25 protein-coding genes are annotated in these 24,052 nt (G+C 34.1%); 3 read left to right on the forward strand and 22 right to left on the reverse strand.

The features are described from left to right. Positions 1-3: 3 nt before the first annotated feature. The 6 genes from LAB100_RS05870 to LAB100_RS05895 form a co-directional block, all read right to left on the reverse strand. Positions 4-345: a bacteriocin immunity protein gene (locus LAB100_RS05870; protein WP_162894144.1), complete on the reverse strand. Its 342-nt coding sequence runs from the start codon at positions 343-345 to the stop codon at positions 4-6. Positions 346-539: 194 nt separating this feature from the next. Further along, complete coding sequence (rhaD, locus tag LAB100_RS05875) at positions 540-1,373, reverse strand: rhamnulose-1-phosphate aldolase (protein ID WP_119325472.1); 834 nt, start codon at positions 1,371-1,373, stop codon at positions 540-542. A 30-nt stretch (positions 1,374-1,403) separates the two neighbouring features. Further along, the gene (locus LAB100_RS05880; protein ID WP_119325471.1) at positions 1,404-2,696 is read right to left on the reverse strand and encodes an L-rhamnose isomerase; all 1,293 of its coding nucleotides are present in this window, start codon (positions 2,694-2,696) and stop codon (positions 1,404-1,406) included. A gap of 16 nt (positions 2,697-2,712) precedes the next feature. Then, positions 2,713-3,027: an L-rhamnose mutarotase gene (rhaM, locus tag LAB100_RS05885; protein WP_119325470.1), complete on the reverse strand. Its 315-nt coding sequence runs from the start codon at positions 3,025-3,027 to the stop codon at positions 2,713-2,715. After that, complete coding sequence (rhaB, locus tag LAB100_RS05890) at positions 3,024-4,496, reverse strand: rhamnulokinase (protein WP_119325469.1); 1,473 nt, start codon at positions 4,494-4,496, stop codon at positions 3,024-3,026. The genes rhaM and rhaB overlap by 4 nt, the downstream gene beginning before the upstream one ends. A 2-nt stretch (positions 4,497-4,498) precedes the next feature. Continuing rightward, positions 4,499-5,812, reverse strand: a complete 1,314-nt coding sequence (locus LAB100_RS05895) for an MFS transporter (protein ID WP_119325468.1) — start codon at positions 5,810-5,812, stop codon at positions 4,499-4,501. Between the two features lie 132 nt (positions 5,813-5,944). Between LAB100_RS05895 and LAB100_RS05900 the strand changes: the two genes are divergently transcribed. After that, positions 5,945-6,916: an AraC family transcriptional regulator gene (locus LAB100_RS05900; protein ID WP_119325467.1), complete on the forward strand. Its 972-nt coding sequence runs from the start codon at positions 5,945-5,947 to the stop codon at positions 6,914-6,916. A gap of 1 nt (position 6,917) precedes the next feature. Here the strand turns inward: LAB100_RS05900 and LAB100_RS05905 are convergent, their stop codons facing one another. Next, complete coding sequence (locus LAB100_RS05905; protein ID WP_119325466.1) at positions 6,918-7,256, reverse strand: ASCH domain-containing protein; 339 nt, start codon at positions 7,254-7,256, stop codon at positions 6,918-6,920. 92 nt (positions 7,257-7,348) lie between these two features. Here LAB100_RS05905 and LAB100_RS05910 point away from each other — a divergent pair, with 92 nt between their 5' ends. After that, on the forward strand, positions 7,349-9,127 hold the full coding sequence (locus tag LAB100_RS05910; RefSeq protein WP_162894143.1) for a glycerophosphodiester phosphodiesterase: 1,779 nt from the start codon (positions 7,349-7,351) through the stop codon (positions 9,125-9,127). Positions 9,128-9,190: 63 nt separating this feature from the next. Here LAB100_RS05910 and LAB100_RS05915 read toward each other — a convergent pair whose 3' ends face one another. The 5 genes from LAB100_RS05915 to kduD form a co-directional block, all read right to left on the reverse strand. Continuing rightward, positions 9,191-10,207, reverse strand: a complete 1,017-nt coding sequence (locus LAB100_RS05915) for a sugar kinase (protein ID WP_119325464.1) — start codon at positions 10,205-10,207, stop codon at positions 9,191-9,193. Positions 10,208-10,327: 120 nt separating this feature from the next. Continuing rightward, positions 10,328-10,981 carry a bifunctional 2-keto-4-hydroxyglutarate aldolase/2-keto-3-deoxy-6-phosphogluconate aldolase gene (locus LAB100_RS05920; protein ID WP_119325463.1) on the reverse strand — a complete coding sequence of 218 codons (654 nt, stop codon included), beginning with the start codon at positions 10,979-10,981 and terminating at the stop codon, positions 10,328-10,330. Then, the gene (locus LAB100_RS05925) at positions 10,982-11,938 is read right to left on the reverse strand and encodes a sugar kinase (RefSeq protein WP_119325462.1); all 957 of its coding nucleotides are present in this window, start codon (positions 11,936-11,938) and stop codon (positions 10,982-10,984) included. A gap of 69 nt (positions 11,939-12,007) precedes the next feature. Beyond that, positions 12,008-13,345 carry a PTS galactitol transporter subunit IIC gene (locus LAB100_RS05930; RefSeq protein WP_119325461.1) on the reverse strand — a complete coding sequence of 446 codons (1,338 nt, stop codon included), beginning with the start codon at positions 13,343-13,345 and terminating at the stop codon, positions 12,008-12,010. Positions 13,346-13,383: 38 nt separating this feature from the next. Continuing rightward, the gene (gene kduD / locus LAB100_RS05935; protein ID WP_119325460.1) at positions 13,384-14,211 is read right to left on the reverse strand and encodes a 2-dehydro-3-deoxy-D-gluconate 5-dehydrogenase KduD; all 828 of its coding nucleotides are present in this window, start codon (positions 14,209-14,211) and stop codon (positions 13,384-13,386) included. Positions 14,212-14,377: 166 nt separating this feature from the next. Here kduD and LAB100_RS05940 point away from each other — a divergent pair, with 166 nt between their 5' ends. Beyond that, positions 14,378-15,133, forward strand: a complete 756-nt coding sequence (locus LAB100_RS05940) for an IclR family transcriptional regulator (protein ID WP_119325459.1) — start codon at positions 14,378-14,380, stop codon at positions 15,131-15,133. 95 nt (positions 15,134-15,228) lie between these two features. On the opposite strand, the gene dagF is transcribed toward LAB100_RS05940, so the two are convergent. The 10 genes from dagF to LAB100_RS05990 form a co-directional block, all read right to left on the reverse strand. After that, on the reverse strand, positions 15,229-15,966 hold the full coding sequence (gene dagF / locus LAB100_RS05945) for a 2-dehydro-3-deoxy-phosphogluconate aldolase (RefSeq protein WP_119325458.1): 738 nt from the start codon (positions 15,964-15,966) through the stop codon (positions 15,229-15,231). Positions 15,967-15,981: 15 nt separating this feature from the next. Next, positions 15,982-17,088: a DgaE family pyridoxal phosphate-dependent ammonia lyase gene (locus LAB100_RS05950; protein WP_281273979.1), complete on the reverse strand. Its 1,107-nt coding sequence runs from the start codon at positions 17,086-17,088 to the stop codon at positions 15,982-15,984. A 1-nt stretch (position 17,089) separates the two neighbouring features. Next, positions 17,090-18,202: an amidohydrolase/deacetylase family metallohydrolase gene (locus tag LAB100_RS05955; RefSeq protein WP_119325456.1), complete on the reverse strand. Its 1,113-nt coding sequence runs from the start codon at positions 18,200-18,202 to the stop codon at positions 17,090-17,092. 52 nt (positions 18,203-18,254) lie between these two features. After that, the gene (locus LAB100_RS05960) at positions 18,255-18,917 is read right to left on the reverse strand and encodes a DUF4310 family protein (RefSeq protein WP_119325455.1); all 663 of its coding nucleotides are present in this window, start codon (positions 18,915-18,917) and stop codon (positions 18,255-18,257) included. 19 nt (positions 18,918-18,936) lie between these two features. Then, a complete protein-coding gene (locus LAB100_RS05965; protein WP_119325454.1) occupies positions 18,937-19,716 on the reverse strand; it encodes a DUF4311 domain-containing protein in 780 nt (259 codons plus the stop codon). After that, on the reverse strand, positions 19,716-20,087 hold the full coding sequence (locus tag LAB100_RS05970) for a DUF4312 family protein (RefSeq protein WP_119325453.1): 372 nt from the start codon (positions 20,085-20,087) through the stop codon (positions 19,716-19,718). The genes LAB100_RS05965 and LAB100_RS05970 overlap by 1 nt, the downstream gene beginning before the upstream one ends. A 31-nt stretch (positions 20,088-20,118) precedes the next feature. Further along, positions 20,119-20,481, reverse strand: coding sequence for an SFCGS family glycine-rich protein (locus LAB100_RS05975; RefSeq protein ID WP_119325452.1), 363 nt, complete (start codon positions 20,479-20,481; stop codon positions 20,119-20,121). 12 nt (positions 20,482-20,493) lie between these two features. Next, on the reverse strand, positions 20,494-20,838 hold the full coding sequence (locus LAB100_RS05980; RefSeq protein WP_162894142.1) for a transcriptional regulator: 345 nt from the start codon (positions 20,836-20,838) through the stop codon (positions 20,494-20,496). Then, on the reverse strand, positions 20,828-22,699 hold the full coding sequence (locus LAB100_RS05985; protein ID WP_119325450.1) for a BglG family transcription antiterminator: 1,872 nt from the start codon (positions 22,697-22,699) through the stop codon (positions 20,828-20,830). Before LAB100_RS05985 ends, LAB100_RS05980 begins: the two co-directional genes overlap by 11 nt. Before the next feature lie 370 nt (positions 22,700-23,069). After that, a complete protein-coding gene (locus LAB100_RS05990) occupies positions 23,070-24,017 on the reverse strand; it encodes an FAD:protein FMN transferase (RefSeq protein WP_119325449.1) in 948 nt (315 codons plus the stop codon). Positions 24,018-24,052 lie beyond the last annotated feature (35 nt).

Below are 24,052 nucleotides of genomic sequence, written 5' to 3' on the forward strand. Positions count from 1 at the left end.
TGGTTAAAAGAACTCTGATTTCGTATCATAACTTGCATAATATAGACCAGTATTACCAGCCTTTTGTGCAATAACACCTAATTCATTAATAATAGATTCCTCTTCTTTAGGAAAATAAATCTTATGAGCAGGACCCATACTATAAATATAGGAAACTAGCTTACTAATCAAACGCTCTGGATATTTATTGTCCGCAATAGTTTTATTAACTTGTTGCAAAACATCAGTTATATCTTGAAGGCCCTTATTATCTTGATAGTCATCCCGCTTAATCAATAAATCATATAGTGATTTAATAAGTTCCTTACTTTTTGTTACATCGTGTTCTTTTTGTTCTGTACTCATTATCATTATCCCCCTTCTATCAACTCTAATATAGTTGTTTGACATTGGGGATTCAAGCTGTTGTTCTAAGACACTTGTTTCTTTATATTTTAGACATTATGGGCGTTATAACGATGATATTTTCTTCTTAAAATTATTGTAGAATAAAAAAACTATGAGTAAAAATTTTACCCACAGTTTTTATTTAATATCAATTAGCTATTTACTGGTTCCATTGATAAGAACTTAGGATTTGGTGTAACGCCAAATGATTTAGCCAAGTCTCTAAGATCATCATCAGTAATACTTTGAAGAATATTACCACCTTGGCTTTGAATTGCTGTATAGATCATGCAAGCTTTTTCTACAGTTTCAATCAAACCATAAACTTCGTCCATACTATCGCCACTAGCAAAGATTCCATGATGTGGCCACATAACAACTCTGAATTCACTCATCTTATCAGCTGTAGCTTGACCAATTTCATTTGTACCTGGTGTCATATAAGGAATGATACCAACACCTTCTGGGAAGACAACCAATGATTCAGCTTGCATCTTCCATAATAGACGACTGACACTAGCCTCATCTAATTCATGTGTGAATGACAAAGCAACCCAATTTGTTGGATGACAATGCATTACAACACGTTGATCTGAATCAACCTTTTGACGAGAAATATGAGTCATTAAATGTGCTGGGAATTCACTTGTAGGTTGTCCGCCATCGTTAAAGCCCCAGAGAAGATCTACGGAATTACCTTCTTCAGTGATACGAACAAGTCCAGTATCACGTTCTGGATAGTTATGAACATTCTTGAAATAACGTCCTGTTCCTGTAACTAGATAGTATTGTCCAGCTAAGGCTGAGGCATCGAATTTAATAGGAATATTTCTCAATGTTTCCTTCAAATCATCAAATTGGTCAACTTCTTCTTGTGTTAAACGAAGACTGACATTACCACCATTTCTTTCATCCCAACCATGTTTGTACAATTCGTTGGTGATTTCACACATTTTTTCTACATACTTAGAATCAATAAATTTCATAATTGTTAAGCTTCCTCTCAACCACTTAGACTATTCAGTCACTAAATTTGAATCACGTTTGAATTGAACATCTTTTTCATATTGGTGAATGTTCTCTAACCAATCTGTACCAACTGGTGTGTTATTTTGTAGACAGAATTCATCCCAAACGGCACCAAATGGATATGATTTCAATTCTTCTGTTTCAGCCAATCTTGTTGTGAAGTCGAAGTTTTCTTCAGCTTTCTTCAATTGGTCAATAGGTTCCAACATAGCTTGTAAGAATGCCTTTTGAGTAGCACGTGCACCGATTACCCATGCAGCAACACGGTTAATAGTTGCATCAAAGAAATCAAGTCCAACGTTTGTCTTACTCAATTCATTATCACGAACTAATGAACGAGCAATACGAATCAATGCATCATCAAAGATAACTACGTGATCACTATCCCAACGTACAGGACGAGATACATGCAACATCAAACCTTTTCCAAATGGTAGGAAGGCTGAGAATTTATCAGATACATCTTCTGTTGGGTGCCAGTGACCTGCATCAATAGTCCATAGCTTGTTTCTAGTAATAGCATAATTATTGTAGAAGAGATGTGAACCAACTGTATATGATTCAATACCTGTACCAAATAGCTTACCTTCAAAGGCTTCAATGGTATTTTTCTCGTCATAATCTTTTTCAATAATTTGATCTAGTGAATCAATTAAACGAAGACGTGGTGTGGCTTTATCAATAGGATTATCTTTGAAGCCATCTGGAATCCAGAAGTTATTAACTGATTGTTGACCTAATTCCTTACCAAAGTAGTTAGCAATTTCACGACTGATCTTACCATGTTCAATCCAGAAATCACGAACATCTTTATCAGGGCTTGCTAATGTAAAGTTATTTTTAACCATTGGATGTGAGAAGAATGTTCCATTCATATCTAGGCCAATCTTTTCTTGTTTAGCCCAATCAACCCAATACTTGAAGTCTTCAGTACCAATATCATTGATACCTTTCTTTTTGCCATTTGTAACGGCATAAATAGCATGTAGTTGAACTTTATGACTACCAGGGATAAGTGAAAGAGCTTCACTTAAATCACTTGTTAATTCATCTGGTGTTCTAGCAATACCAGGATAGTTACCACTAACACCAATACCACCTGTTAATTCTTGACTAGGGTTTAAGAATCCGTGAATATCATCCCCTTGCCAACAATGAACTGACAACTTAAGTTTTTGAAGATCCTTTAGGACTTGGTCAGTATCAACGCCAATTTCAGCGTAACGTTCTTTAGCTTCTTTATATGCTTTTTCAACTGTTTCAGTACTTGTCTGTGTCATTTTTATTACTCCTCCATTAATCTAAGTGAAATACTTCATCTAAGTCGACAGTCACAGGACTTTTATCCGGATTAGTATCCATCAATGGTTCCATGTAAGCCCACCATTTTTTAGCTGCATCTGTTTTAGCAATATCATTGTATTTTTGAATATTGTCTACTTCCAAGTAGGCAAACAACTCGCCATTATCTTTATTAAGATAAATTGAATAATTATGTGCCCCAGCTTCTTTCAAAGCTTGATGCATTTCAGGAAAAAGATTGTTATGTCTTTTGGCATATTCTTCATATGCATCTTTATGTAAGTACATAATCTGCGCTAATCTTTTCATTGAACTGTCACTCTCCCTTTATTTTCAAGAAACTCTTGATAACGTTGTAAGGTATTACCATACTTATCTGATTCAGGCTTGAAAGTCTTGATTTCAAAGGAGTCATGAATCATCTTCCGACCATCAGCAATGTTATTGATATCATTCTTAGTAATCATTTGTACAATCAGATTACCAATTGCTGTTGCTTCACCCGGCCCTGCATAAACCTCTATATTTGATAGAGTACTTGTTAACTGATTCAATAATTTAACGTTTGAACCACCACCGACAATATTGAGTGACTCAAGTTTATAGCCCAAAATCTTATCTAACTTTTGAATTTCGTTTGCATAATACAAAGCTAAGTTAGAATAGATAGCCATTGCTAATTCTCCCGGTGTTTCAGGAACCGTCTGTTCAGTTTCTTTGCAATACGTTTGAATTTCTTGAATCATGCTGCCAGGATTAGTAAATCTCTCATCATTAACATCCATAAATTGTTGGAAAGGTTTAACTTGTTGAGCTAATTCGGCTAAATCTGAAAAACTATATTCATCATTGAGTTCTCTCTTAACACATTGAATCATCCAGAGTCCCATAATATTCTTTAAGAATCTATAGGTACCATAGGCACCCCATTCATTGGTATAGTTTTCTTTAAACGCCATCTCACCGTTCTCAGGAACATTTAGTTCAGTCCCTAATAATGACCAAGTTCCAGAACTCAAGTAAGCCCAATGATCATTTTCTCCGGGTGCTCCCAACACGGCAGATGCTGTATCATGAGTAGCAACAGTAACAACTTCTGTCTCAGGTAAATCAAACTCCTTATGCCACTTATGACGAATATTGCCTAAAATTGTTCCTGATTCAACCAAACGTGGGAACTGATCTTGCGATACATTAACTTTGTCTAATAGATTTTTATCAAATAATCCTTCACGTAAATTTAACATTTGAGTAGTTGACGCATTAGTAACTTCTGTTACCGCATTTCCTGTTAAAACATACCCAATGTAATCAGGAATCATCATGATCTTATCAGTCTTTTCAAGATCATCTTTACTTTCTTCATACAATTGATAAAGAGTATTGAAATTAAGAAATTGAATTCCTGTCTTCTTGTAGATATAGCTCTTAGGTAAATCTGATGTGAGTTCTTTCATCGCATCTTTTGTTCTTGCATCACGGTAACTAATTGGATCTTGAATCTTCTTACCATCCATTCCTACAAGAACATAGTCAACTGCCCAAGTATCAATTCCCAGCACAACATCTTCATAACCAGCAGCTTTAATTTTTTCAAGTCCTAGAAAAATTTCATGAATAATTGAATCAATATTCCAACGATCATGACCGTTTTCCATAGTAAAACCATTTTTAAAACGATACATTTCTTTTAATTGAAGTTTCTTACTTTCTATCGTCCCTAACATTAAACGACCACTTGAAGCTCCAATATCAACAGCAACGTAAGATTTAGTCATATCTAAGCCTCTTTTCCACTAGTTGTATTAGTAACGGAGTTATTAACTTTTTTACCTTCACCGTGATATCTTTCATTAGTAATTTCATCCAATGATTTACCACGAGTTTGTGGTGTCCAAATAGTACCAATAACTAACGAAATTAATAACAAACCAATCATGAACATTCCTGCTGTCTTAAAGCCCATTGTTGACAAAACAGTTGGAAAGATAATTGACCAAACACCGGCTGATGCACGAACAACGAAAAACATGACACCTTGTGAACCTGCACGATACTTAGTTGGAAATAACTCAGTAGCCCACAAAGCGTACCAAGCTTGAGCACCAATACCTGCTGAAACACCCCAGAGAATAACGAATAGCCAAAGGCTGGTCCAACTCATTCCCATGAATGTCAATACTATCCATGAAGCAGCACTCATAGCTCCGCCAACAAAGAAGAAGATTCTGTGATTTACTTTATCTCCGTACTTTGCAAATCCAAAGTATGTGGCAATGGCAGTGAATATCCAAAGAATTGCTTGCAACAAGTTAGCTTGCATGTTTGTTAAACCACCTGCTGTTTCGTATACATATGGCATGAAGAATCCCATTGCTCCAGCAACCAAATTCCAAAACATATATACACCAATCAAAAATAGAATAGATTTAACACTTACTGAACTTGAAAATAGGTCTCTGTAAGGATGTGGTTTTTCACCTGTCATTTTCTCCTTAGCTTTTTGTTTTTCCCAGTCTTCTGATTCATGCAATTTTCTTTGTAGATTCCATGCAATAAGAGCAACTACAAATAAAATTCCAAATAAAATACGATTTCCTAATAATTTCAATGGTGAAAATACAACACCAAGAATAAAGATTAATGCTGGTCCCATTGACCATGCAAACTGTGATATACCGATATTCTTAGCTCTATCATTACTTTCAGATGTTTCTGAAATATATGTCCAAGATGCTGGAACACCAGCACCTACAGCTATTCCTGTAATGGTAAATCCTAGCAATAACATTGGAAAATTCATTGAAAATGCAACAATCAAAGTTCCCAACATATAGATCAACATGTCATAGGTATAAATGATTTTACGACCATACTTATCAGACAAATGACCACCAAACAAAGCACCAATTGCAGCTCCGAATGCATTAGCACTCAAAGCTCCCAACAATCCAACTTGGAAACTATTGAGGTTAAATTGACTTGTCCATAAAGTCAATCCACTGGCTCCCGCAACAATACATCCTGAGTCAAGAAAGTTAGTAAGTGAAACTGCAAAAGTGGATTTCAACGAACTACTTTTTTTATTACTCATAAGTACACCTCACTGTCTTACTTTTAAGTAAGCGCTAACATCAACTTACAGTTACTAATATAAGCGTTTACATTATGTGGTACAATGTCATCAGATTATATAATTAGTAACATATTCACAGGAGGGGATTTCTTGAACCCTAGAGTATTAATGCGTCTAAAACAACATGAACTCATTGAAATTGAACAGTTAAAAAATGGTCGTCACATTGTTGATATCCCCAAAGAGGCCATATATAACAATAAAAAAATATCAAATAATAAAGTAATTAATAATTATTTTTTTAGAAATCGCGATGTTTATATTAGCAAGCATCCACGTTTTGCTCCTTATCCCACTCATTCTCACCAATTTTTAGAAATTAATTATATGTTAAATGGATCATGTGACCAAATTGTGGACAACAAAAAAATACATCTAAATCAAGGGGATTTGTTACTCCTCGATGTTGGATGTACTCATTCTATTGATCGCTTAAATGAAAATGACATTTTAATTAATTTACTATTTCGAGATCAAACTATTGGTATTGATTTCTTAGATGAAATGAGACGTAGCGATTCTATATTATATGATTTTCTTTTAAAACAGGCCTCTGGACAAAGAACCTCAATTCATTACATTATCTTTAGAAATAATATAGATAATGACATTCGATATACTATGGAAGATGTTATTACTGAATATTATTCTAAACGTGAATTTTCAAATACAATCATCAAAAATTATTTACAAATTTTACTAACAAAATTAGTAAGACATTATCGTGTTCCCATGGAAAGAAAAGATCCTAAACAGCAATTAATTGTAAGAATCTTAAAAAACATCTCCACCGACTATAGAAATATCTCACTAGAGGACTTAGCAAAAAAGTATGGTTATAACAAAAATTATTTAAGTAATTTTATAAAAAAAGAAACTGGTAAGACTTTTAGCAACTTCCTATTACGCCAACGTCTTATTCAAGCTCATAGTTTAATTACCTCAACCTCAATGCCTATTTCTGAAATCATTAATGAAGTTGGTATGAAAAATAAAACTGACTTTTATAAAAAATATAAAAAATTTTATTTATCGACCCCTAGTTCAGACAGAAATAAATAATCTATTGATCCTTTTCTATTTCAATTGCTAAAGCTCCGAATTTCTTTTCTTTTTCACGAGAATATATCTCAGTATTTTCACGATCCAATTCAGCGACTGTTTCTTCTTCCGGACTGCCAATTATAGAACCCGAATATTTTTGAAATAAATCTTTAAATGTTGGAAATACTTCTAGTTTTAAAACTGTCGTAATTAACTCTTGCTTTGTTTCCAGATCCGTAAAAGTAATCTTGTCTCCTACTTTCAATTTTGATCTCTTATTATCGTTCAACCTAATTTCAATCTTTTTAGTACCATTTTTCATCGCCAAAAAAGGTTGATGATTTAAGTGCATTTCCATAAATTTTACTTCCTTTTTAATTTTTAGAAATTATAACTCCTATAAATACTATAATTATGTATTATATAGTAGAAACAAGATGGGGGAACATTATGGGGATACTTTCAGAATTTCGACAACAAAATCATAATTTTTGGCGTTATTTTTGGAAATACAGTCAAATAATTATTTTAATTCAATTAATCATTCATTTCATTTTAATTCCAATTCTAAGCTTCTTAGCTAACGGAATTAACTATTTAGGTAATGTTAACTACGTTTCTTATACTAACGCGTTAGAACTAATAACACACAAGCCATTGGTGGTTCTAGGGCTGATAATAGTCTTGCTTATTCTATTATTACTAGTCTTTGCCCAGTTCACTTTATTATTAGTTAGCTTTCAAGCTATTAAATCACATGCTAACCTGAGCTGGTGGGATTATCTCAAGAGCGTCAGTAAAAATCTCTTTGGATTACCATTTAAAGCATTTGGTTTCTTCCTATTATATTTCTTAATTATTACACCCTTTGGGAGCTTGGGATTATCTTCAACTCTATTGAGCAAAGTTAAGATTCCTCAATTCATTTTAGATTGGCTTTTTCAGGAACATCTACCCTTAGGGATTCTTTTGATTATTGCTTATATAATTATTCTATACATTGGTATTCGCTGGATTTTAGTATTACCTTCAATGATTTTTGAAAATAAGTCTATTAGAACTTCAATTCAACATAGTTGGAATAAAACACGCGGAAAATCTCTTTATTATCTAGGTATATTCCTTGTCCTATTAGCCGCCGTCTCAATATTTATAACCGTCACAACTAGTATTTTAATTATCCTACAACATGTTATTGATCAAGTTAGTTTCCTTAAAACCATCGATTTTCCTATGGCTGTCATCAACATGACCATTATTCAACTACTTAATTACATTAGTGGTATCTATGCTTCTGGAATGGCAATTCTAATCATTCTTAGTGAGACTAACACCAATTATTTTTATCCACGTCAAAAACATCATTCACATAAATGGTTCTGGGGAATTTTAGGAACTGTCGTTATTGTCAGTTTTATTAGTTATGATATAACTTATTTCAATAATTGGTTGCTAGAACCACCATTAACAATATCTCATCGTGGGGTTGACGATGGCAATGGCATTCAAAACACAATTGAATCTCTCAACGCCACATCAAAAGAGAAGCCCGATTATATTGAAATGGATGTTCAGGAAACAAAAGACCATAAATTCGTCGTTTATCATGATAATACGCTCAAAGGTTTAGCCAATATTAATAAAAAACCTAGCCAAATGACTTTAAACGAATTAACCAATGTAGAGATACATGAGAATGGTAAAACAACGCATATAGCAAGTTTTGACGACTATCTTGCTACAGCAACAAAACTGCATCAAAAATTACTAGTAGAGTTAAAGGATGTCTCTGGTAACAAACCTGATTTTGTGAGTCTCTTTGCCAAACGTTATGGAAAAGGACTTGCCAAGAATAAAGCCATGGTTCATTCATTAGATTACGACTACATTGAAAATACTAAAAAGTTATTACCCAAAATAGACACCAGTTATATCCTACCGTTTAATTTATTCGGAGTTCCTTACACAAACTCCAATGCCTTCACAATGGAATATACGACGCTAAACGATTCTTTCATCGATCAAGCACATCTCCAACAAAAAAAGGTTTACGCTTGGACTGTCAATGATACATCCGATATGGATCATATGATTTTTATGGATTCCGACGGTATTATTACTGATAATCTCAGTGACCTTCAAGATGAAATACATACACTTTTCAAAGATTCCAGCTACTCTAAGCGTATGACTATCTACGTTACACAAATGCAAGATCCGTTTGAATAAAATAAAAAGAGAGAAAATTCTAAAATTTCAGAATTTTCTCTCTTTTTATTAAAAATATATTTTTTAACGATTCATTGCAGAAGCGCCACCCATATTATTTAAAATCTCATCTTCACTTACTAAGTTTAAATCACCAGAAACAGTTAACTTCAATACACTAGCTGAAATAGCATAGTTAACTTGTTTTTGACCATCATAATTGTGTAGGAATCCATGAATCAAACCTGCACCAAAGGCATCACCACTAGCTACACCTTCATATACGTGCATATTGTAGATTGGACTTTCGTAGAATTTGTTATCTCTCAATGATAATGCAGACCATTGACTGTCTTCTACTGAATGAATATTTCTAAGGATACTTGCAACGGTATGGCAATTTGGATATTGACTTACTACCTTACGCATTCCTTCTTTAAAGCTTTCCTTTTGATCAATTCCATGTTCCATATCACCATCAAAAGCTTTTATACCAAGACTTGATTCAAAATCTTCATCATTTGCTAAACAAACATTCACATAAGGCATAACCTTCTTAGAAAATGCTTGAGCCTCTTCAGGAGTCCACATCTTACCACGATAATTAGTATCGAAAACAACTGTAATATTATGTTCCTTGCAATATTTAACGGCTGTCAAGATTGCCTTTTTTAATTCTGTAGAAATAGCAGCAGTAATACCTGAGAAATAGAAGTAATCAACTCCATCAAGTAATTTTTCCCAATCAAAATCTTCTGCCTTTGATTCAGAGAATGAACTGTTAGCACGATCATAAACTACGTTAGTACCACGAACACTGGCACCTTTTTCAAAGAAGTAAATTCCCAAACGTGATCCACCACGTAAAACGTTACTTGTATCGACACCAAATTTACGTAAAGTTCCTAGAGCGGAGTCTCCTAACAAGTTATTTGGAAATTTTGTAACATAAGCTGCATTATCTCCTTGTAAAGATAGTGAAACTGAAACATTTGCTTCAGCGCCACCATAAGTAGCTTCAAACGCATCTGACTGTAGGATTCTCTTATTTTCAGCTGGCTTTAAACGTAACATCATTTCACCAAAAGTTAATACTTTCATTGATTACACTCTCCCTATATACAAACCCAATTTAGTACAAAAAAAGTCACGATCACTTATCCTCATAACCATTGGTAACAACGAAGATTTGGTTTCATGACTTAATTTCTATAAAGACAACTATTTTTTAATTATCTCTTCAAACTTCTTATGAAATGCCTCGGCATTATCCTTAATTTCATCGTATTTATCATCTTTACCTGGTCCAACCAAGCTACCACCGACACCAACTACAAAGGCCCCATTGTCAAACCATTCGTTCATATTATCCAATGAAACGCCACCGCTAGGCATGATATTAGCGTATGGGAATGGTCCTTGAATTTCTTTGATTACACCTTTACCAGCAATTGATCCTGGGAAAATCTTTATCAAATCTGATCCATATGTTAAAGCACTTTGAACCTCAGTTGGTGTAAAGCAACCTGGTACATAAGGAACATTATATAAATTACACAATTTAGCTGTTTCAGAATTAAAAGAAGGACTTACAATAAACTTTGCACCAGCAATAATAGCAATTCTAGCTGTCGGAGCATCAAGAACTGTTCCTGCACCAACAACAACTTTATCGTCTTCTGAAAATTCATCGCTTAAATGTTTAATTGTTGTATCAGCATTAGGTGAAGTAAATGCTAATTCAATAGCCTTAACTCCTCCGTCAATACATGCCTTAGATATTTTATAAGAATTCTCTTCACTATATCCTCTAACAACAGCAACTACACCATTTTTTTGAACGTTTTTTAATGCTTCATATTTAAGTAATGTCATTTATTCCTCAACCTCATTTTCTAAATAATATTTATTTAATTCTTCTCTAGTCGGATAGCCATCGTTATCTCCATGCGTTTGAACTTGTAAAGATCCAATCGCATTTCCACGTCTAGCAGCTTGATTATACCCTTTTCCTTCAAGCAATGCCGTAATAACTCCTAATGCATATCCATCTCCAGCTCCAACGGTATCTACAACTTCGGAAACTTCGAAGCCTGGAACAATCCAACTATGACCATCTTTTGTTTTTACATATGACCCTTTAGGACCTATTTTTACAAAAACAGCTTTTGCCCGACCATTTAAATAAAAATCAGCTATTTTTTCTGGATCATCAGAACCTGTCAAAATTTTTCCTTCATCCTGTCCAGGTAAAACAATATCCGCATAAGATGCCAAACGATTTATTGTTTTAATCATTGTTTCCTTATTTGGCCACAAATCTGGTCTCAAATTAGGATCAAAAGTTAGCGTTATTCTCTTTTTGTTAAGCATTTTTGCTAAAAGAATACTTGTTTCTAATGTCTTTTTTGACTTCGATGGAAAAATCCCCGTTAAATGAGCTATTTTTAAATCACTCATATCAATAGAATCAATAACACTAGAGTCAATATTTGATGCAGCTGAATTTTTTCTAAAATTAAAAACATCTGGATCCCCATGACTAATCAATTGTTTCATTTGATACCCAGTCATATATTTATCTGTTCCCAGTAAATATTTAGTACTAATTTTTCTTTTATTCAATTCATTTCTTATAAAGTCCCCTTGTGGATCATCTCCAACTTGACCGATATAGTCCACAGAATGTCCTAATCGCCTTACTCCAACAGATACATTTAGTTCTGCCCCACCAAAAACCTTATTAAAATGAACGGAATCAGAAATAGTTTTATCAACATCTGTAGAACAGAACACCACAAGCGGTTCTCCAATGGTTAAAAACTCACTCATTTTGTCCACCTTTTATAAATAAATAAAAAATCTCCCTGAAGATTTTGACTCCAAGAAGATTCCTTATAATTACAATCCTTTCTTGATTTGTTTTCTATTCCAGAACATCATTCCGGCCACAATAATTGTAAGAATGGCTGCACCAATAATTGGTAGATTTACAGTTCCTTCATATACTATCCATGCTAATGGACTAGCAGCAAAATCAATACTTGCGACTGATGAAGTTCCAGCAGGAATCAAGCTAGATTCAACGATTCTTACAGCTTTAGTAAATATACCAGCTAAGGCAGTTGCTGAAAGAACACCTAATACCAAACTAACAATACCTACTAATAATGTCTTTAAAACATTTCCCTTAGTATATGGAAGTACTAATGGGAAGATATAAATTAATCCAGATAGACTGGCCAATGGTAGGAATTCGTTACCAGGAATAACAACAGATAGGAACAAGATAATAGGAATTAATAGTAAACTAGCAACCAATGTAACAGGATGTCCAATTACTAAAGCTGGAGTCATACCAATATTGAATTCTCTATCTTTAAATCTGTTCTTAATAATTTCTTGTGTACGTTTTGAAATTGGTGATAATCCTTCGATGAATAATCCAGTGATCTTAGGGATCAATACCATAACGGCGGCTAGAATAACACCTAATTGTAAAATCTTGGCAACTGGATAATGTGCCAAAGCACCAATCAACATACCAATAATTACACCTAAAACAATTGGATCACCTAAAACACCGAATTTCTCTTTCATTTTATCAGCATCGATATCTACCTTATTAAGTCCAGGAATACGATCTACAATCCAATTTACAATAACTGCAAATGGAATAAAGCTGACACAAAACGCTTGCGGGATAGAAATTCCCTCTAGATCTTTACCATAAAATGCTTCAACCTTCTTTTGAGATCTATCTGCACCAACTAAAGTAACAATAATAGTTATAACAGCAGCGAATAATCCCCACCAGAAGTTCTTGGTAGCAAAGTAAACAATTGAACCAATAAAAGCAAAGTGCCAATAGTTCCAAAGGTCAATATTCAATGTCTTTGTAGTTCCAATAACTAACATCAAGACATTAACCAATAGACCTAATGGAATAATAATTGCACCTACTGATGTGGCAAAAGCAACTTGTGAAGCAGCAGGCCAACCAATATCCAATGTATATAAGTGTAGATGATAAGTTTTTACCATCGCATTAACAGCAGGTCCAATGTTATCTGATAACAATTGAGTAACTACACTCAAACCGACAAATCCAACACCGACTTTAAGACCTGAAACTAATGATTTTCCCCAACCCATTCCGATAAGTAGACCAAGAATCAGAAAGATGATTGGCATCATTACACTAGCACCTAAAGACATAATGTAATTTATTACAGCCATGTTTTACCCCCCTTAGAGCATCTATGACATTTATTGAATTAACGTACTAAATATCCACCATCAACAGGAATAATTGCACCATTGATATAAGCAGCAGCATCACTTGCTAAGAATACTGCAGGTCCCATCAATTCATATGGTTCTGCCCAGTGACCCATAGGAATTCTTCCAAGAATTTCATCGTTACGTGACTTATCTGCACGAATTGGAGCAGTATTTTCAGTCTTAATGTATCCAGGTGCAATGGCATTAACAGTAACGTTATAAGCACCCATTTCTGATGCAAATGCTTTTGTCAAACCAGCAACACCATGTTTTGAAGCTGTGTATGAAGGGATAAACTTACCACCTTGGAATGAAAGCATTGAACCAATATTGATAATTCTTCCTGATTTTTGTTCAGCATATACTTTTGAAACTTCTAGTGATAAGTGATATACGGCGTTCAAGTTAATATTAATTACTCGATCCCAATCCTCATCTTTTGATTCCAAAATTGGATTACGTTTGATCATACCAGCATTATTTACCAAGATATCAATATGTCCAAATTTATCAATTGCAGTATCTACAACTTTTTTAGCAGCACCAGGAGCAGTCAAATCCAAATCCATAAATTCTACTTTTTGACCAAGACTTTCGATTAGTTCACGTGTGTTGTCCCATTCCTTTTTACCAAATGTAGGAATAAAAATATCAGCACCCGCTCTAGCCATAGCAATTGCATAACCTTGTCCTAAGCCCGTGTTTCCACCAGTAATGATAGCAACTTTACCTTTTAGACTAAACTTACTCATACCAAAATTATTTTTTAGTTCCTCTTCGTGTTGACGAATTTCTTCTGCTGTTTCATGAATTTCTGACATTTCAGAATCCTCCTAAAAGTTTTTGCATTTCTTAATAAGAAACCTCATTTCTTATTTATGAATAAAGTGTAAATCATTATTTCTCCATTTGCAAGCCCTTTCATATTTTTTACTAATCTGATATAGTCCAATATTAGGTATAATGTAAGAAAAGAGAGGCATTATAATGGCTGAAAAACATCTATATGGCACCGTTTTGCTGAAGGCAAAGGAAATCTTAGACTTTATTTCCAATTCAAAAACTGCACCTGGGTTAAAAGAAATTAGTATGAATGTTGAAATTTCTAAACCCACTGTTCTTAAAATCTTACAAACTCTTGAATATTGTGGATTTGTAAGATCATATGGGACTATAAAGAAGTATTACTTAGGTACTATATTTTTGAAATATGGCGATCAAGTCGCTCAAGAATTTGATTTAGTTAAGATAGCGACCCCATTCTTAAATGATTTACGGGACAAAACTACAGAAGCAGTCAATCTTGGCATCGTTGAAGATGATAAAGTAGTACTTTTAGCCAGAGCTAAAAGTACTAATAGTATTCATTTTGATTTGGAATTGGGTGGTGCTATGGATATGTACTCTTCTGCAATGGGAAAGGCCATTCTGGCACATTATCCAGATGATAAATTAATTGACTATCTTAATAAAACACCTCTTAAACCTAAGACCCCAAATACTATTGTTACTCGTGAAGATTTTCTGAATAATATTACTGAAATAAAAAAAGATGGTTACGCCATCGATGATATTGAAAATCAGGAAGGCGTCTATTGTATTGGATTTCCACTGATCAAGGGAAATCAAATCTTTGGTGGATTTAGCATTAGTGCTCCTGTATTTAGAATTGACGATAAGAAACGTCAAGAATGGATTGAATATGGTTTACAAACTGAAAGAAAAATTTTGAGTAATTTTTAGCAAACTCATATCGTTATAACGATGTGAATTTGCTTTTTTTGTACAAAAAAGTAGCAACCCAAGTATTTATACTTAAATTGCTACTTTTCATAACTTTATCCCAATACCTTTTTAACAATTTCATACAACTTCTTAACATCCTCTGGTCTAGTTAAGCCGTCATCACCAATGATTGAACTATATACATGAGGAATAATCTTCTTAACTCCGGCATCAACCGCAATTTGTAGAATTTCTTCAAAGTTATCTAAGTCAATTCCACCAGTTGGTTCCAAATTAAAGTCATATTTAGCACAAGCTTCAGCTACGGCTTTGAACTCTACCTCATGTTTCAAACCACCCATTGGGAAGAATTTAATTGCTGTTCCACCCATATCTTTTAATAAGGCAATGGCTGTTTCAATTGGAACTTCAGCAGCAGGTTGTTGACTGCTTAAAGGACCTGTAGCAATATTTACCAAGCCTACTTTTCCGGTTGGTGAAACTAATCCATTAATAACTGTTTCATCTTCACCTAACAAAGCACGTGATGTTCCAACACCTGTAAATACTTGATTGACATGTTGTGGTTTCAAAACTTTTGATACGCGGCTAACCATTTGACTTTGCTTGGGATCACCAGCGCCTAAACCAACTGAAATAGCATTTTCAACTTCTGCTTGATACTTCTTCATATCTTCAATGGCAGCTTCGTCTGTATCATAATTTTTTGTCAAAACTCCGACTACTGTGTGACCTTCAGCTGCGGCATAAATATCTTTAGCATTCTCCACAGAACCTGCAAGTACATTAATAGCAACTCTATCTTTATAATAATTAGGAATTAGTTTCATCTTTATATAAGCTCCTTAGTCCTTTTGAATTTCTTGTAATCTATTTACAATTGCTTTCATTTCATTCGCATCAACTGCACGAATGTCAAATTCAATAATACCTTCGTTTGCTCTGTATTCACGTGTATAAATAGCAGGATCGCCTTGCTTTAATTCTTTAGTTACTTCTTTAGCGTCTTTCTTAGAAGTTTCTTTAACGGTCACGGCTGCACGATAAATTTCACGACCTGCACCATCTTGAACTTCCTTAGCCTCAATATCAGGAACCTCATTTAAATCTTTTAAGAATGGTGCTAATCTTTGACGCATATGTTCACCATCTTCTGGTCCAATCTTGAGATAGCGTTCAATTGCCGCAGTTAAACCTAAGATATTTTCCTTACCGATCTTCATGGCACGGCCAATACCTTTCTTTTGTAGACGAATCCAATTAATATACTTAGCTTTACCATAAACTAAGCCTGATGCTGGTCCTTCTAGTGCTTTGGCACCACTAAAGATAATAATATCTACGCCTAGATCCAAATATTTCTTCATATCTTCTTCTGCAGCAGCATCAAGAATCAATGGCAAATTATTTTTATGAGCTACTTCTACAGCTTCTTTGACGGATAGCATACTCTTTTGAACTGTGTGGTGACTCTTTACATAAAGTACTGCTGCTGTTTTATCAGTTATCATCATTTCAATATGTTCTGGGGTACACATATTAGCATAGCCAGCTTCGACAACATGTCCTCCACCAAGACTAATCATTACTTCTTCTGGAGTACCATAGTCGACATTGTGACCTTTAGGCATAATGATTTCACGTTTTTCAAAACGTGGATCATTTGCATGATAAACATGATACATACTCCCCTGACCAATTAGAGCTGCAACAGACATTGCAATACCAGCTGAAGCCGAATTTACGACGATTGCATCTTCTGCACCCAATAATTTTGCTAAATGTTTTCCAGTTTGAACGTCCAAATCTGCCATTTCAAAGAAATGTGTATCACCAAATTGTTGAGCATCAATAACATCTTCAGGCACTTGTGAAACACCCAAAATTGTCATCTTACCACTAGCATTAATAACCTTCTTTAATCCATATTCACTGTAAATATCTTCAGCCAATTTACTTTCCTCCAATTGAATATTCATTACCGGCAATAACCGAATAAATAGGTTTGATTAGCGTATCTGTCTTTCTTTGATTTCCATTTGAATCCGTTAAGACTTTTTCACCTTTTTCAACATTGAAAATTGTTAGATCTCCATCGTATCCTAAACGTAGAGAACCTTTGCTTTGTAAGTTGAAATTATCAACTGGAGCCCAAGTTACCATTCTAATTACTTCTGGTAGTGAGTAGCCAATCAACAACATCTTTTCCAAAGTCGTTGCCATATCATAAACGGGACCATTGGCCCTATTTCTATGATAAATATCGGTACTTACTGACTTAGGAATCAAGCCTTCATCACGTGCAATTTCTCCAGTTCTGAAGTTAAAACTGTCTGTTCCATGGCCAACATCAAAAATCACACCACGATCATAAGCATCGAGTACGAAGTCCTTAATATGACCAGTCTTATCTAACATTCCATTAGGTTTTCCATTATAGGCATGTGTTAAGATATCGTCTCTAGACATTGAGTTTAAGACATCTTTTAATTCTGGGGGATTAGCTCCAACGTGAACCATAATTGGTAAATTAAGTTGTGCCTGAAATCTTTTAGCTTCCAATAGTGGTTTAACATCGTTATCAACAACTACTGAATGACTCTCTCTTACCTTAATACCAACAATGAAATCTTGTAATTCCTTCACTGCATCATAAAGAGGAGCTTTTTGAATTCTAGTAATATCGCCTAACTCATCCTGAGCCAAAATACCAGTCTTAGAAATATTAATCATTGCTAAAACATTAGTTTTCTTATCACGAGTAATCTTATAAAAATCGCGAATATTGTCTGCACCAGTTGAACCAGCATCAATAACCGTTGTTACCCCAGTTAAATAACCATCTTTATCGGGATCATCATAATAGAGACTTAGCTTTTCATAAGAATGTACATGATCATCAATCCATCCTGGAGTTACATATGATTCATGATGTAAATCAATCGTCTTTTTAGCAGTTATTCCCTCTAATTTTTCTCCGACTGCCGTAATTTTTCCATTTGTAATTGCAATTTCAATTGGTTGATTACGTTCTGTTTTACCATTCTTGATATATAAATCTTCCATTATAATTACACCTCAAATTTTTAAATATAAATTATTTCATTATTATTGGTAATTAAACTGCAATTGGGAAGAAGAAGCCGAAAAGCATTGCACCTAAGATTGCACCACCTGGCAATGGTTTCTTCCAAGCATAGAATATAGCAGCTCCGGCAGTTGCACCGATACCAATTGGAATTGATGCTGAAATGGCACTCAAGATGATCAATGGTCCTAAGAAACGACCAGTTTCATTACCAGCACCCATCATAACGTCAGCTCCAAAAGTTGCATTTGACTGTCCAACCGTATACTTACGAACAAAGAAAATTATCAAACCGATAATAATTCCAATCACTAATCCTGTAAGTAAAGCTAGTGGAAAGTTTTTAACAGGGGCAGTTAGTCCCATACTTAACATAATTGCTGGAATACCAATTCCAACACCAGTTAAAATCGAACCACCTAAATCCAAGATACCTACAAGTGAACCTTCCAAAACACGAGCAAATAAGAAACTTGCACCAAATGCTGCGGCAGGTCCAAATGACTTACCAGTTAATCCAGCCTTCAACATGGCTACAATAGCAACTTCATTAAAGGCACCCACTCCATAATTTACATACATTGATGTTCCGGCAAAAACACCCATGGACATTAATCCGACAATAATAGGAAATGACCAATCTGCGTACCAGAAACTTTTTGCATGTTCTAGATCTTTCAAATCATCTTGCATGAGTTATTTCCTCCTTTAATTATTTTGGTGTCACTACTGAATGCATATTGTTCAACCATGTTGGAATTCCGACTTTAAACGCCTTCAACATGTTGATATCGAATCCTCTGAAGAAACCACTCAAAACAAACAATGCTATTGTGGCGATAAGAATGATTCTTGTAATTCTCGTCCAACCTAATTCATCGACACCTTTACCAACTAAAATTCCTAAAACAACACCAGGAACTGCATTGCCCATTATTAAAGCGGCTACACCGCCAAATACTGTTCCAAACAATCCAGAACGACGACCAGCATCAATGGCAGCTAACCAGAAAAGAATAGGCATAACCATATTGATCAATGTATCTGCGGCTGGAACCAAAACTTTAACCGCTGTAACTTGTAACGATGCGGGAATTGATGCTGAAGTTACATTTAAAAACGGAACCAAGACTGCACCAATAATTCCACTAACAATACCCATCTTTTTAGGATTGTGGACTGTTTCCGCAACGTTTTTATTTTTTAATAAAAGAATACTTGCCGCCCAGTTTGGAATAACACGATGAGTTATATCCTGTGTAAAAGCACCAGCACCAACTGTTGATGCCCATGCATTGAAGAAGAAACCTAATCCAAATGAAAAGTGAGAAGCTGGATCGCCTTCTGCGGCATTCATTTCTCCAAGCGTTCTAAATGCACCTAGAGCTTGAACTGTTGGTGCATTGAACATACGAGCAGCACCAACACCGGCAGCAAATCCAACAGCAAGTCCAACAATTATGGACTCAATTAAGATTGTTAATATTTGCATTATTTATCGCCCCTTAATAATTTCGTGAAATCAGGTATATTTATATGATCTGGTGACGGTATTTCATTATCAATAAAATTAATATCAGACAATTTAACAGCATTTAATTCAACATCTACATCCAGAGTTAATTTGTAATTAACTCTGGTTCTCTTAAAGAAGAAGAACAGAAACTTTTCTTGATAAGAGACTCTTTCTGCATAAAGTACTCTGACTTCCTTAGGAATTATTTGTAAGGTTACTTGAGATTCATCTTTAATAACTTCATTACGAATATTATTTAAAGCACTGGCAAACGCACGCTGCCTAGTTTCGCCATCACCAGAGACACGAACTGTTTTCACAAATTTTTTATTCAACTCTGAACTCATTTCTTTCACCCTCCAAATTAAAGCTCTATCTTTATGCCTTGTCAGGATATTGTTTTGCAAAAGTTTCAAGTAACTTCTTGCCTAATTCTTCCTTATCCATAAATCCAAATCCAAGAACTGTTTTTCCTTCTTGAATAGCTGTGATGCCTTCTTGAATTGATCTCATACCATGTCTTTCAGGATATCCATATTGTGTATTAGCGGTAATAGCACCTGCACCGCCTGAACCACAGAATGAAATTCCCATATCGGCATTCTCATCATGCATAACTTTTCCTAGACGCATATCGGCTCCCATTCCTGGAACAACAATTGCTTGCCCACCTGCATCTTCAATTCCTTTAGCAACTTTTTGGCCTTTACCCATTCTGTCTGCAATAACAACTTTAATCATAATAAATTCCTCCTAATTATTTTCTATAGCATTTTCAAAATGTATTGATAAAACAAATGGTTCTGATGGTGCTAAATTTCCGATTTTATTAGTAATATCTTTAGCAATGTTTAACGCCGTATCAGACACTCCGCTGAATAATGATTCATCAACTGGATCTAATGATTGATTATCTTTTGATCTCATTACCATCTCTCCTAAGTGATTTGCCAATACAGTCAATTGGAGATCAGTTAGATTCAAGTGATTCGTCGTGAGTTCTTTCATTGCAAATTTAAAAATACTGTATGTTTCATCCGGATATTTTGATTCTTTAATAATTTTGGCTATCTCGGGAATATCCCATTTATTTTGCATCAACTTGACCCCTCCTAGTATCAGATAAATGTACATATTCTAATATTGCGTTTATTTCTGATTCATTAATATCTAATCCATACTGATTAAATGTTTCCTTTAATTGCTTCTTGATCACTTGATTCGATGCTTGAATATTGTTTGTATCTTTATATTGTTCATTGAATTTAATTCGATGTATTGCCATAAATATATGAAGCATTAAAGCATCTTTATATTCATCAGAAACCTTATATTTCAATAAATTCATAACATCCTCATAAATCGAAAACATTGTCATTATCATTTCTCGGGATAACTTTTTAAATGAAGCATTGTTTTCAATTTTTGTTATCGAAGAATCAGGTTCCTTTTTTAAAGTATCAGGATTAACTTTTAAGATATTCGCTACCTTATTTTTTATTTGCTCAATATCTTGGCTAGTAGGTAATGGACTAACTTGAATTAACGGTGCATTCAGATCAGTTAAGTCGAAGATACTAATTACCAAATCCGGTTTAAGTTTGTTTATTTGCTTTTTTGCGGCAATGAGTGAAGTAAAACCAGCAATTTCAATGTTCGGAATATTTTCTTCTATTTTTTGTTGTATCAGATTAGTAACACCTAAACCTGTTGAACAAACATAAACAACTCTCACTTTTCTTTGATTGTTATGAATCCTTTGCTCTGAAACCATAAAATGCAAAGCTAAAAATGAAACGAAGGAATCATTTACTATTGTTGGACTTGAAGAAACCTCTTTGATACAAACCTTATACAAAGCATTGAATAAACCTGGATAATTTGTCTTGATATCTTTTACAAACGGATTATATTCATTGGTAAATTGATATTTGCTATTAAATTTGCTCATTAAGTGCGATAACAAACTATCGAATAATTGCTTATCTTCACTGAATGGCTGGTTAACTTCCTCGCTAACTTCATTGATAATCAACTTTGTTAGAGTTACCAAATTATCATCTTGAGGAATCGTTTGACCACCGTTTATAACATATTGATATTCGTCTTGATACAATGGAAAATCATATTCATCAAACATTCGTTTAAAGAGCTGAAAATCAAAAGTATCAAGCTTAACATCATTAAAATTTATCTCTTGGTAACTGTTAATCGGTTTATTAATACTTAACCTAGCAATAGAGATAGCTAATCGACAAGAAATAGTTAATATATCGTTATAATCTAATTCTGAATTATCTTTATCAATTAGCCTGCTAGCATGTGTCAAAACTCTTTTTAGGATATATTCAAATTCATTATTGAGACCTAGCAATAATCCAGTAACCTCATTAGAATTTAATTGCAATAAGTGAATAACCGAGTATATATCAAATTTTGAGATCACATCTTGTATTGAAGATTCCATATATGATCTAATTGAGATTTCGCTACCAGTTAAGGTATATCCATAAAAATCTTTATGCTTTAGATGTAAATCAAATGTCCGCAAATTTTCTTTTATTTTGTCCAAATCATTCAACATCGTACTTTCACTGACATTTAATTTATTTTGAAGCTGTTGTAAAGTAACAGTCTGGTCTGTCAATGAAAGTAAAAATACTATTTGTAGTATTCTTTTTTGTGGAGCTGGATAATACTCAAATCCCGTTTGACCAATTAATTGTTTCCTAATTTCTTGTCTCACAGTTAACTCATTTTTTAACCAAATGCCAACGTGAGGTTTAGTTTGAAAAACTTGATTATCTTCTTTAAACCATTCTTTCAAATCTTTTAAATCATATTTAATTGTTCTAACACTTACACCATATATATCCGAAAGCCTTTGAATAGTAATTGGATCATCCCGATTCAACAATAGATAGACTATTTTGATTTCCCTATCTGTTAATTGCACCATTTACACCTCCAATCAGCTTTTCTATTTATCCCCTGCTTTCACAACAAACTATAAAGCGCTTACAAAAATTCCACAACACCTAATGTATGCACCATAAATAGTGCAATTGATATATTTATAAAAACCAATTGGGTAATTAGCTCACCTATAAGTCTATGAAATCTACTAGAAAGTAGTTATATAGAGAAAATACAGGTATAGACCAATTTTTATATTTCATAAAAGGTAATTTAAATATAAAAATATTTTTTTGCAGGTAATTATTAAACACTTAATAAAAAAAACGTGTGGTAATATTATTGTAAAAAATTTATTATTCTTAAAAACACATAAAAACACCCATATCGTTGAGAATATGGGTGTTTTTTGATCAATCCAATTTAAAAGAATGATCAGTAAGCGTAAATCTGTTTTTTATATTATCCGTTAAACGAATCGTTCTATCTTTGTAAACAAAAATCAAACCTATAGAATCATTATCTAATAATTCCAAAGTACCTTCATAATCATTATAAAATCCTAAGCTAGACCAAATCTCGCCATCGATTGATCTCGGACTTACAACCGTGACACCCACTAAATCAGTTTTTACTGGATATCCCGTCTTAGGGTCCATAATGTGATGGTAACTGTGACCTTTCTTATTTAAAAATCTTTCATAAATACCAGAGGTCACAATTGAATAATCTTGTGTTTTTAAGACTCCTAAATAATCATCTCTTGTATCAAAGGGCGACTGAACGCCTACGTTCCAAAAGCCACTCTCATGCGTGCTCTGGCCTACCAGAAGAACGTTTCCCCCTAGGTCAATAATTCCTTGATCGACTCCGGTTTCCAGCCATAGTTCCTTGATTGCATCAGCAATATATCCCTTGGCTATTCCACCTAAATCAAGCTCCATTCCTTCATCTAATAAGTAAACTGACCGATCTTTATCATTTAACATAATACGTCCAGGATTAGTCAATTTTAAACGATGAGCAATTTGCTTATCACTCGGAACTTCCGCATCGGAAAATCCTATGTGCCAAAGTTTTACTAAGGGTCCAATAGCTGCGTTAAAGCCATGATTTTCTTGACTAACCCGTACCGCTTCCTTAACTAGATCATAACTAATCTTAGAAACAGGCACTGCATACTTTCCAGAAGCATGATTGATCGACATAATTTCTGACTCTGTCCGATTGACGGTCAATAAGTCTTCACAGTATTGAACCAATTCATAGGCTTTATCAAGAGCTGGTACTTGCCCTTCTTGAAAAACAGTCAATTTAATCTCTGTACCTAATGCATGATAGACCTTAGTAAAATTCGACATAATACAACTCCCAATAACAAAATTTCTCAGAAGTT

It is taken from the genome of Companilactobacillus musae (assembly GCF_003967595.1).
GTDB lineage: Bacteria > Bacillota > Bacilli > Lactobacillales > Lactobacillaceae > Companilactobacillus > Companilactobacillus musae.

What these genes read in the sequence shown, in the direction of transcription:
- LAB100_RS05870 (WP_162894144.1), bottom strand. Translation starts at nt 345, where the DNA reads ATGAGTACAGAACAAAAAGAACACGATGTAACAAAAAGTAAGGAACTT.
- rhaD (WP_119325472.1), bottom strand. Translation starts at nt 1,373, where the DNA reads ATGAAATTTATTGATTCTAAGTATGTAGAAAAAATGTGTGAAATCACC.
- LAB100_RS05880 (WP_119325471.1), bottom strand. Translation starts at nt 2,696, where the DNA reads ATGACACAGACAAGTACTGAAACAGTTGAAAAAGCATATAAAGAAGCT.
- rhaM (WP_119325470.1), bottom strand. Translation starts at nt 3,027, where the DNA reads ATGAAAAGATTAGCGCAGATTATGTACTTACATAAAGATGCATATGAA.
- rhaB (WP_119325469.1), bottom strand. Translation starts at nt 4,496, where the DNA reads ATGACTAAATCTTACGTTGCTGTTGATATTGGAGCTTCAAGTGGTCGT.
- LAB100_RS05895 (WP_119325468.1), bottom strand. Translation starts at nt 5,812, where the DNA reads ATGAGTAATAAAAAAAGTAGTTCGTTGAAATCCACTTTTGCAGTTTCA.
- LAB100_RS05905 (WP_119325466.1), bottom strand. Translation starts at nt 7,256, where the DNA reads ATGGAAATGCACTTAAATCATCAACCTTTTTTGGCGATGAAAAATGGT.
- LAB100_RS05910 (WP_162894143.1), top strand. Translation starts at nt 7,349, where the DNA reads ATGGGGATACTTTCAGAATTTCGACAACAAAATCATAATTTTTGGCGT.
- LAB100_RS05915 (WP_119325464.1), bottom strand. Translation starts at nt 10,207, where the DNA reads ATGAAAGTATTAACTTTTGGTGAAATGATGTTACGTTTAAAGCCAGCT.
- LAB100_RS05920 (WP_119325463.1), bottom strand. Translation starts at nt 10,981, where the DNA reads ATGACATTACTTAAATATGAAGCATTAAAAAACGTTCAAAAAAATGGT.
- LAB100_RS05925 (WP_119325462.1), bottom strand. Translation starts at nt 11,938, where the DNA reads ATGAGTGAGTTTTTAACCATTGGAGAACCGCTTGTGGTGTTCTGTTCT.
- LAB100_RS05930 (WP_119325461.1), bottom strand. Translation starts at nt 13,345, where the DNA reads ATGGCTGTAATAAATTACATTATGTCTTTAGGTGCTAGTGTAATGATG.
- kduD (WP_119325460.1), bottom strand. Translation starts at nt 14,211, where the DNA reads ATGTCAGAAATTCATGAAACAGCAGAAGAAATTCGTCAACACGAAGAG.
- LAB100_RS05940 (WP_119325459.1), top strand. Translation starts at nt 14,378, where the DNA reads ATGGCTGAAAAACATCTATATGGCACCGTTTTGCTGAAGGCAAAGGAA.
- dagF (WP_119325458.1), bottom strand. Translation starts at nt 15,966, where the DNA reads ATGAAACTAATTCCTAATTATTATAAAGATAGAGTTGCTATTAATGTA.
- LAB100_RS05955 (WP_119325456.1), bottom strand. Translation starts at nt 18,202, where the DNA reads ATGGAAGATTTATATATCAAGAATGGTAAAACAGAACGTAATCAACCA.
- LAB100_RS05960 (WP_119325455.1), bottom strand. Translation starts at nt 18,917, where the DNA reads ATGCAAGATGATTTGAAAGATCTAGAACATGCAAAAAGTTTCTGGTAC.
- LAB100_RS05965 (WP_119325454.1), bottom strand. Translation starts at nt 19,716, where the DNA reads ATGCAAATATTAACAATCTTAATTGAGTCCATAATTGTTGGACTTGCT.
- LAB100_RS05970 (WP_119325453.1), bottom strand. Translation starts at nt 20,087, where the DNA reads ATGAGTTCAGAGTTGAATAAAAAATTTGTGAAAACAGTTCGTGTCTCT.
- LAB100_RS05975 (WP_119325452.1), bottom strand. Translation starts at nt 20,481, where the DNA reads ATGATTAAAGTTGTTATTGCAGACAGAATGGGTAAAGGCCAAAAAGTT.
- LAB100_RS05980 (WP_162894142.1), bottom strand. Translation starts at nt 20,838, where the DNA reads ATGCAAAATAAATGGGATATTCCCGAGATAGCCAAAATTATTAAAGAA.
- LAB100_RS05985 (WP_119325450.1), bottom strand. Translation starts at nt 22,699, where the DNA reads ATGGTGCAATTAACAGATAGGGAAATCAAAATAGTCTATCTATTGTTG.
- LAB100_RS05990 (WP_119325449.1), bottom strand. Translation starts at nt 24,017, where the DNA reads ATGTCGAATTTTACTAAGGTCTATCATGCATTAGGTACAGAGATTAAA.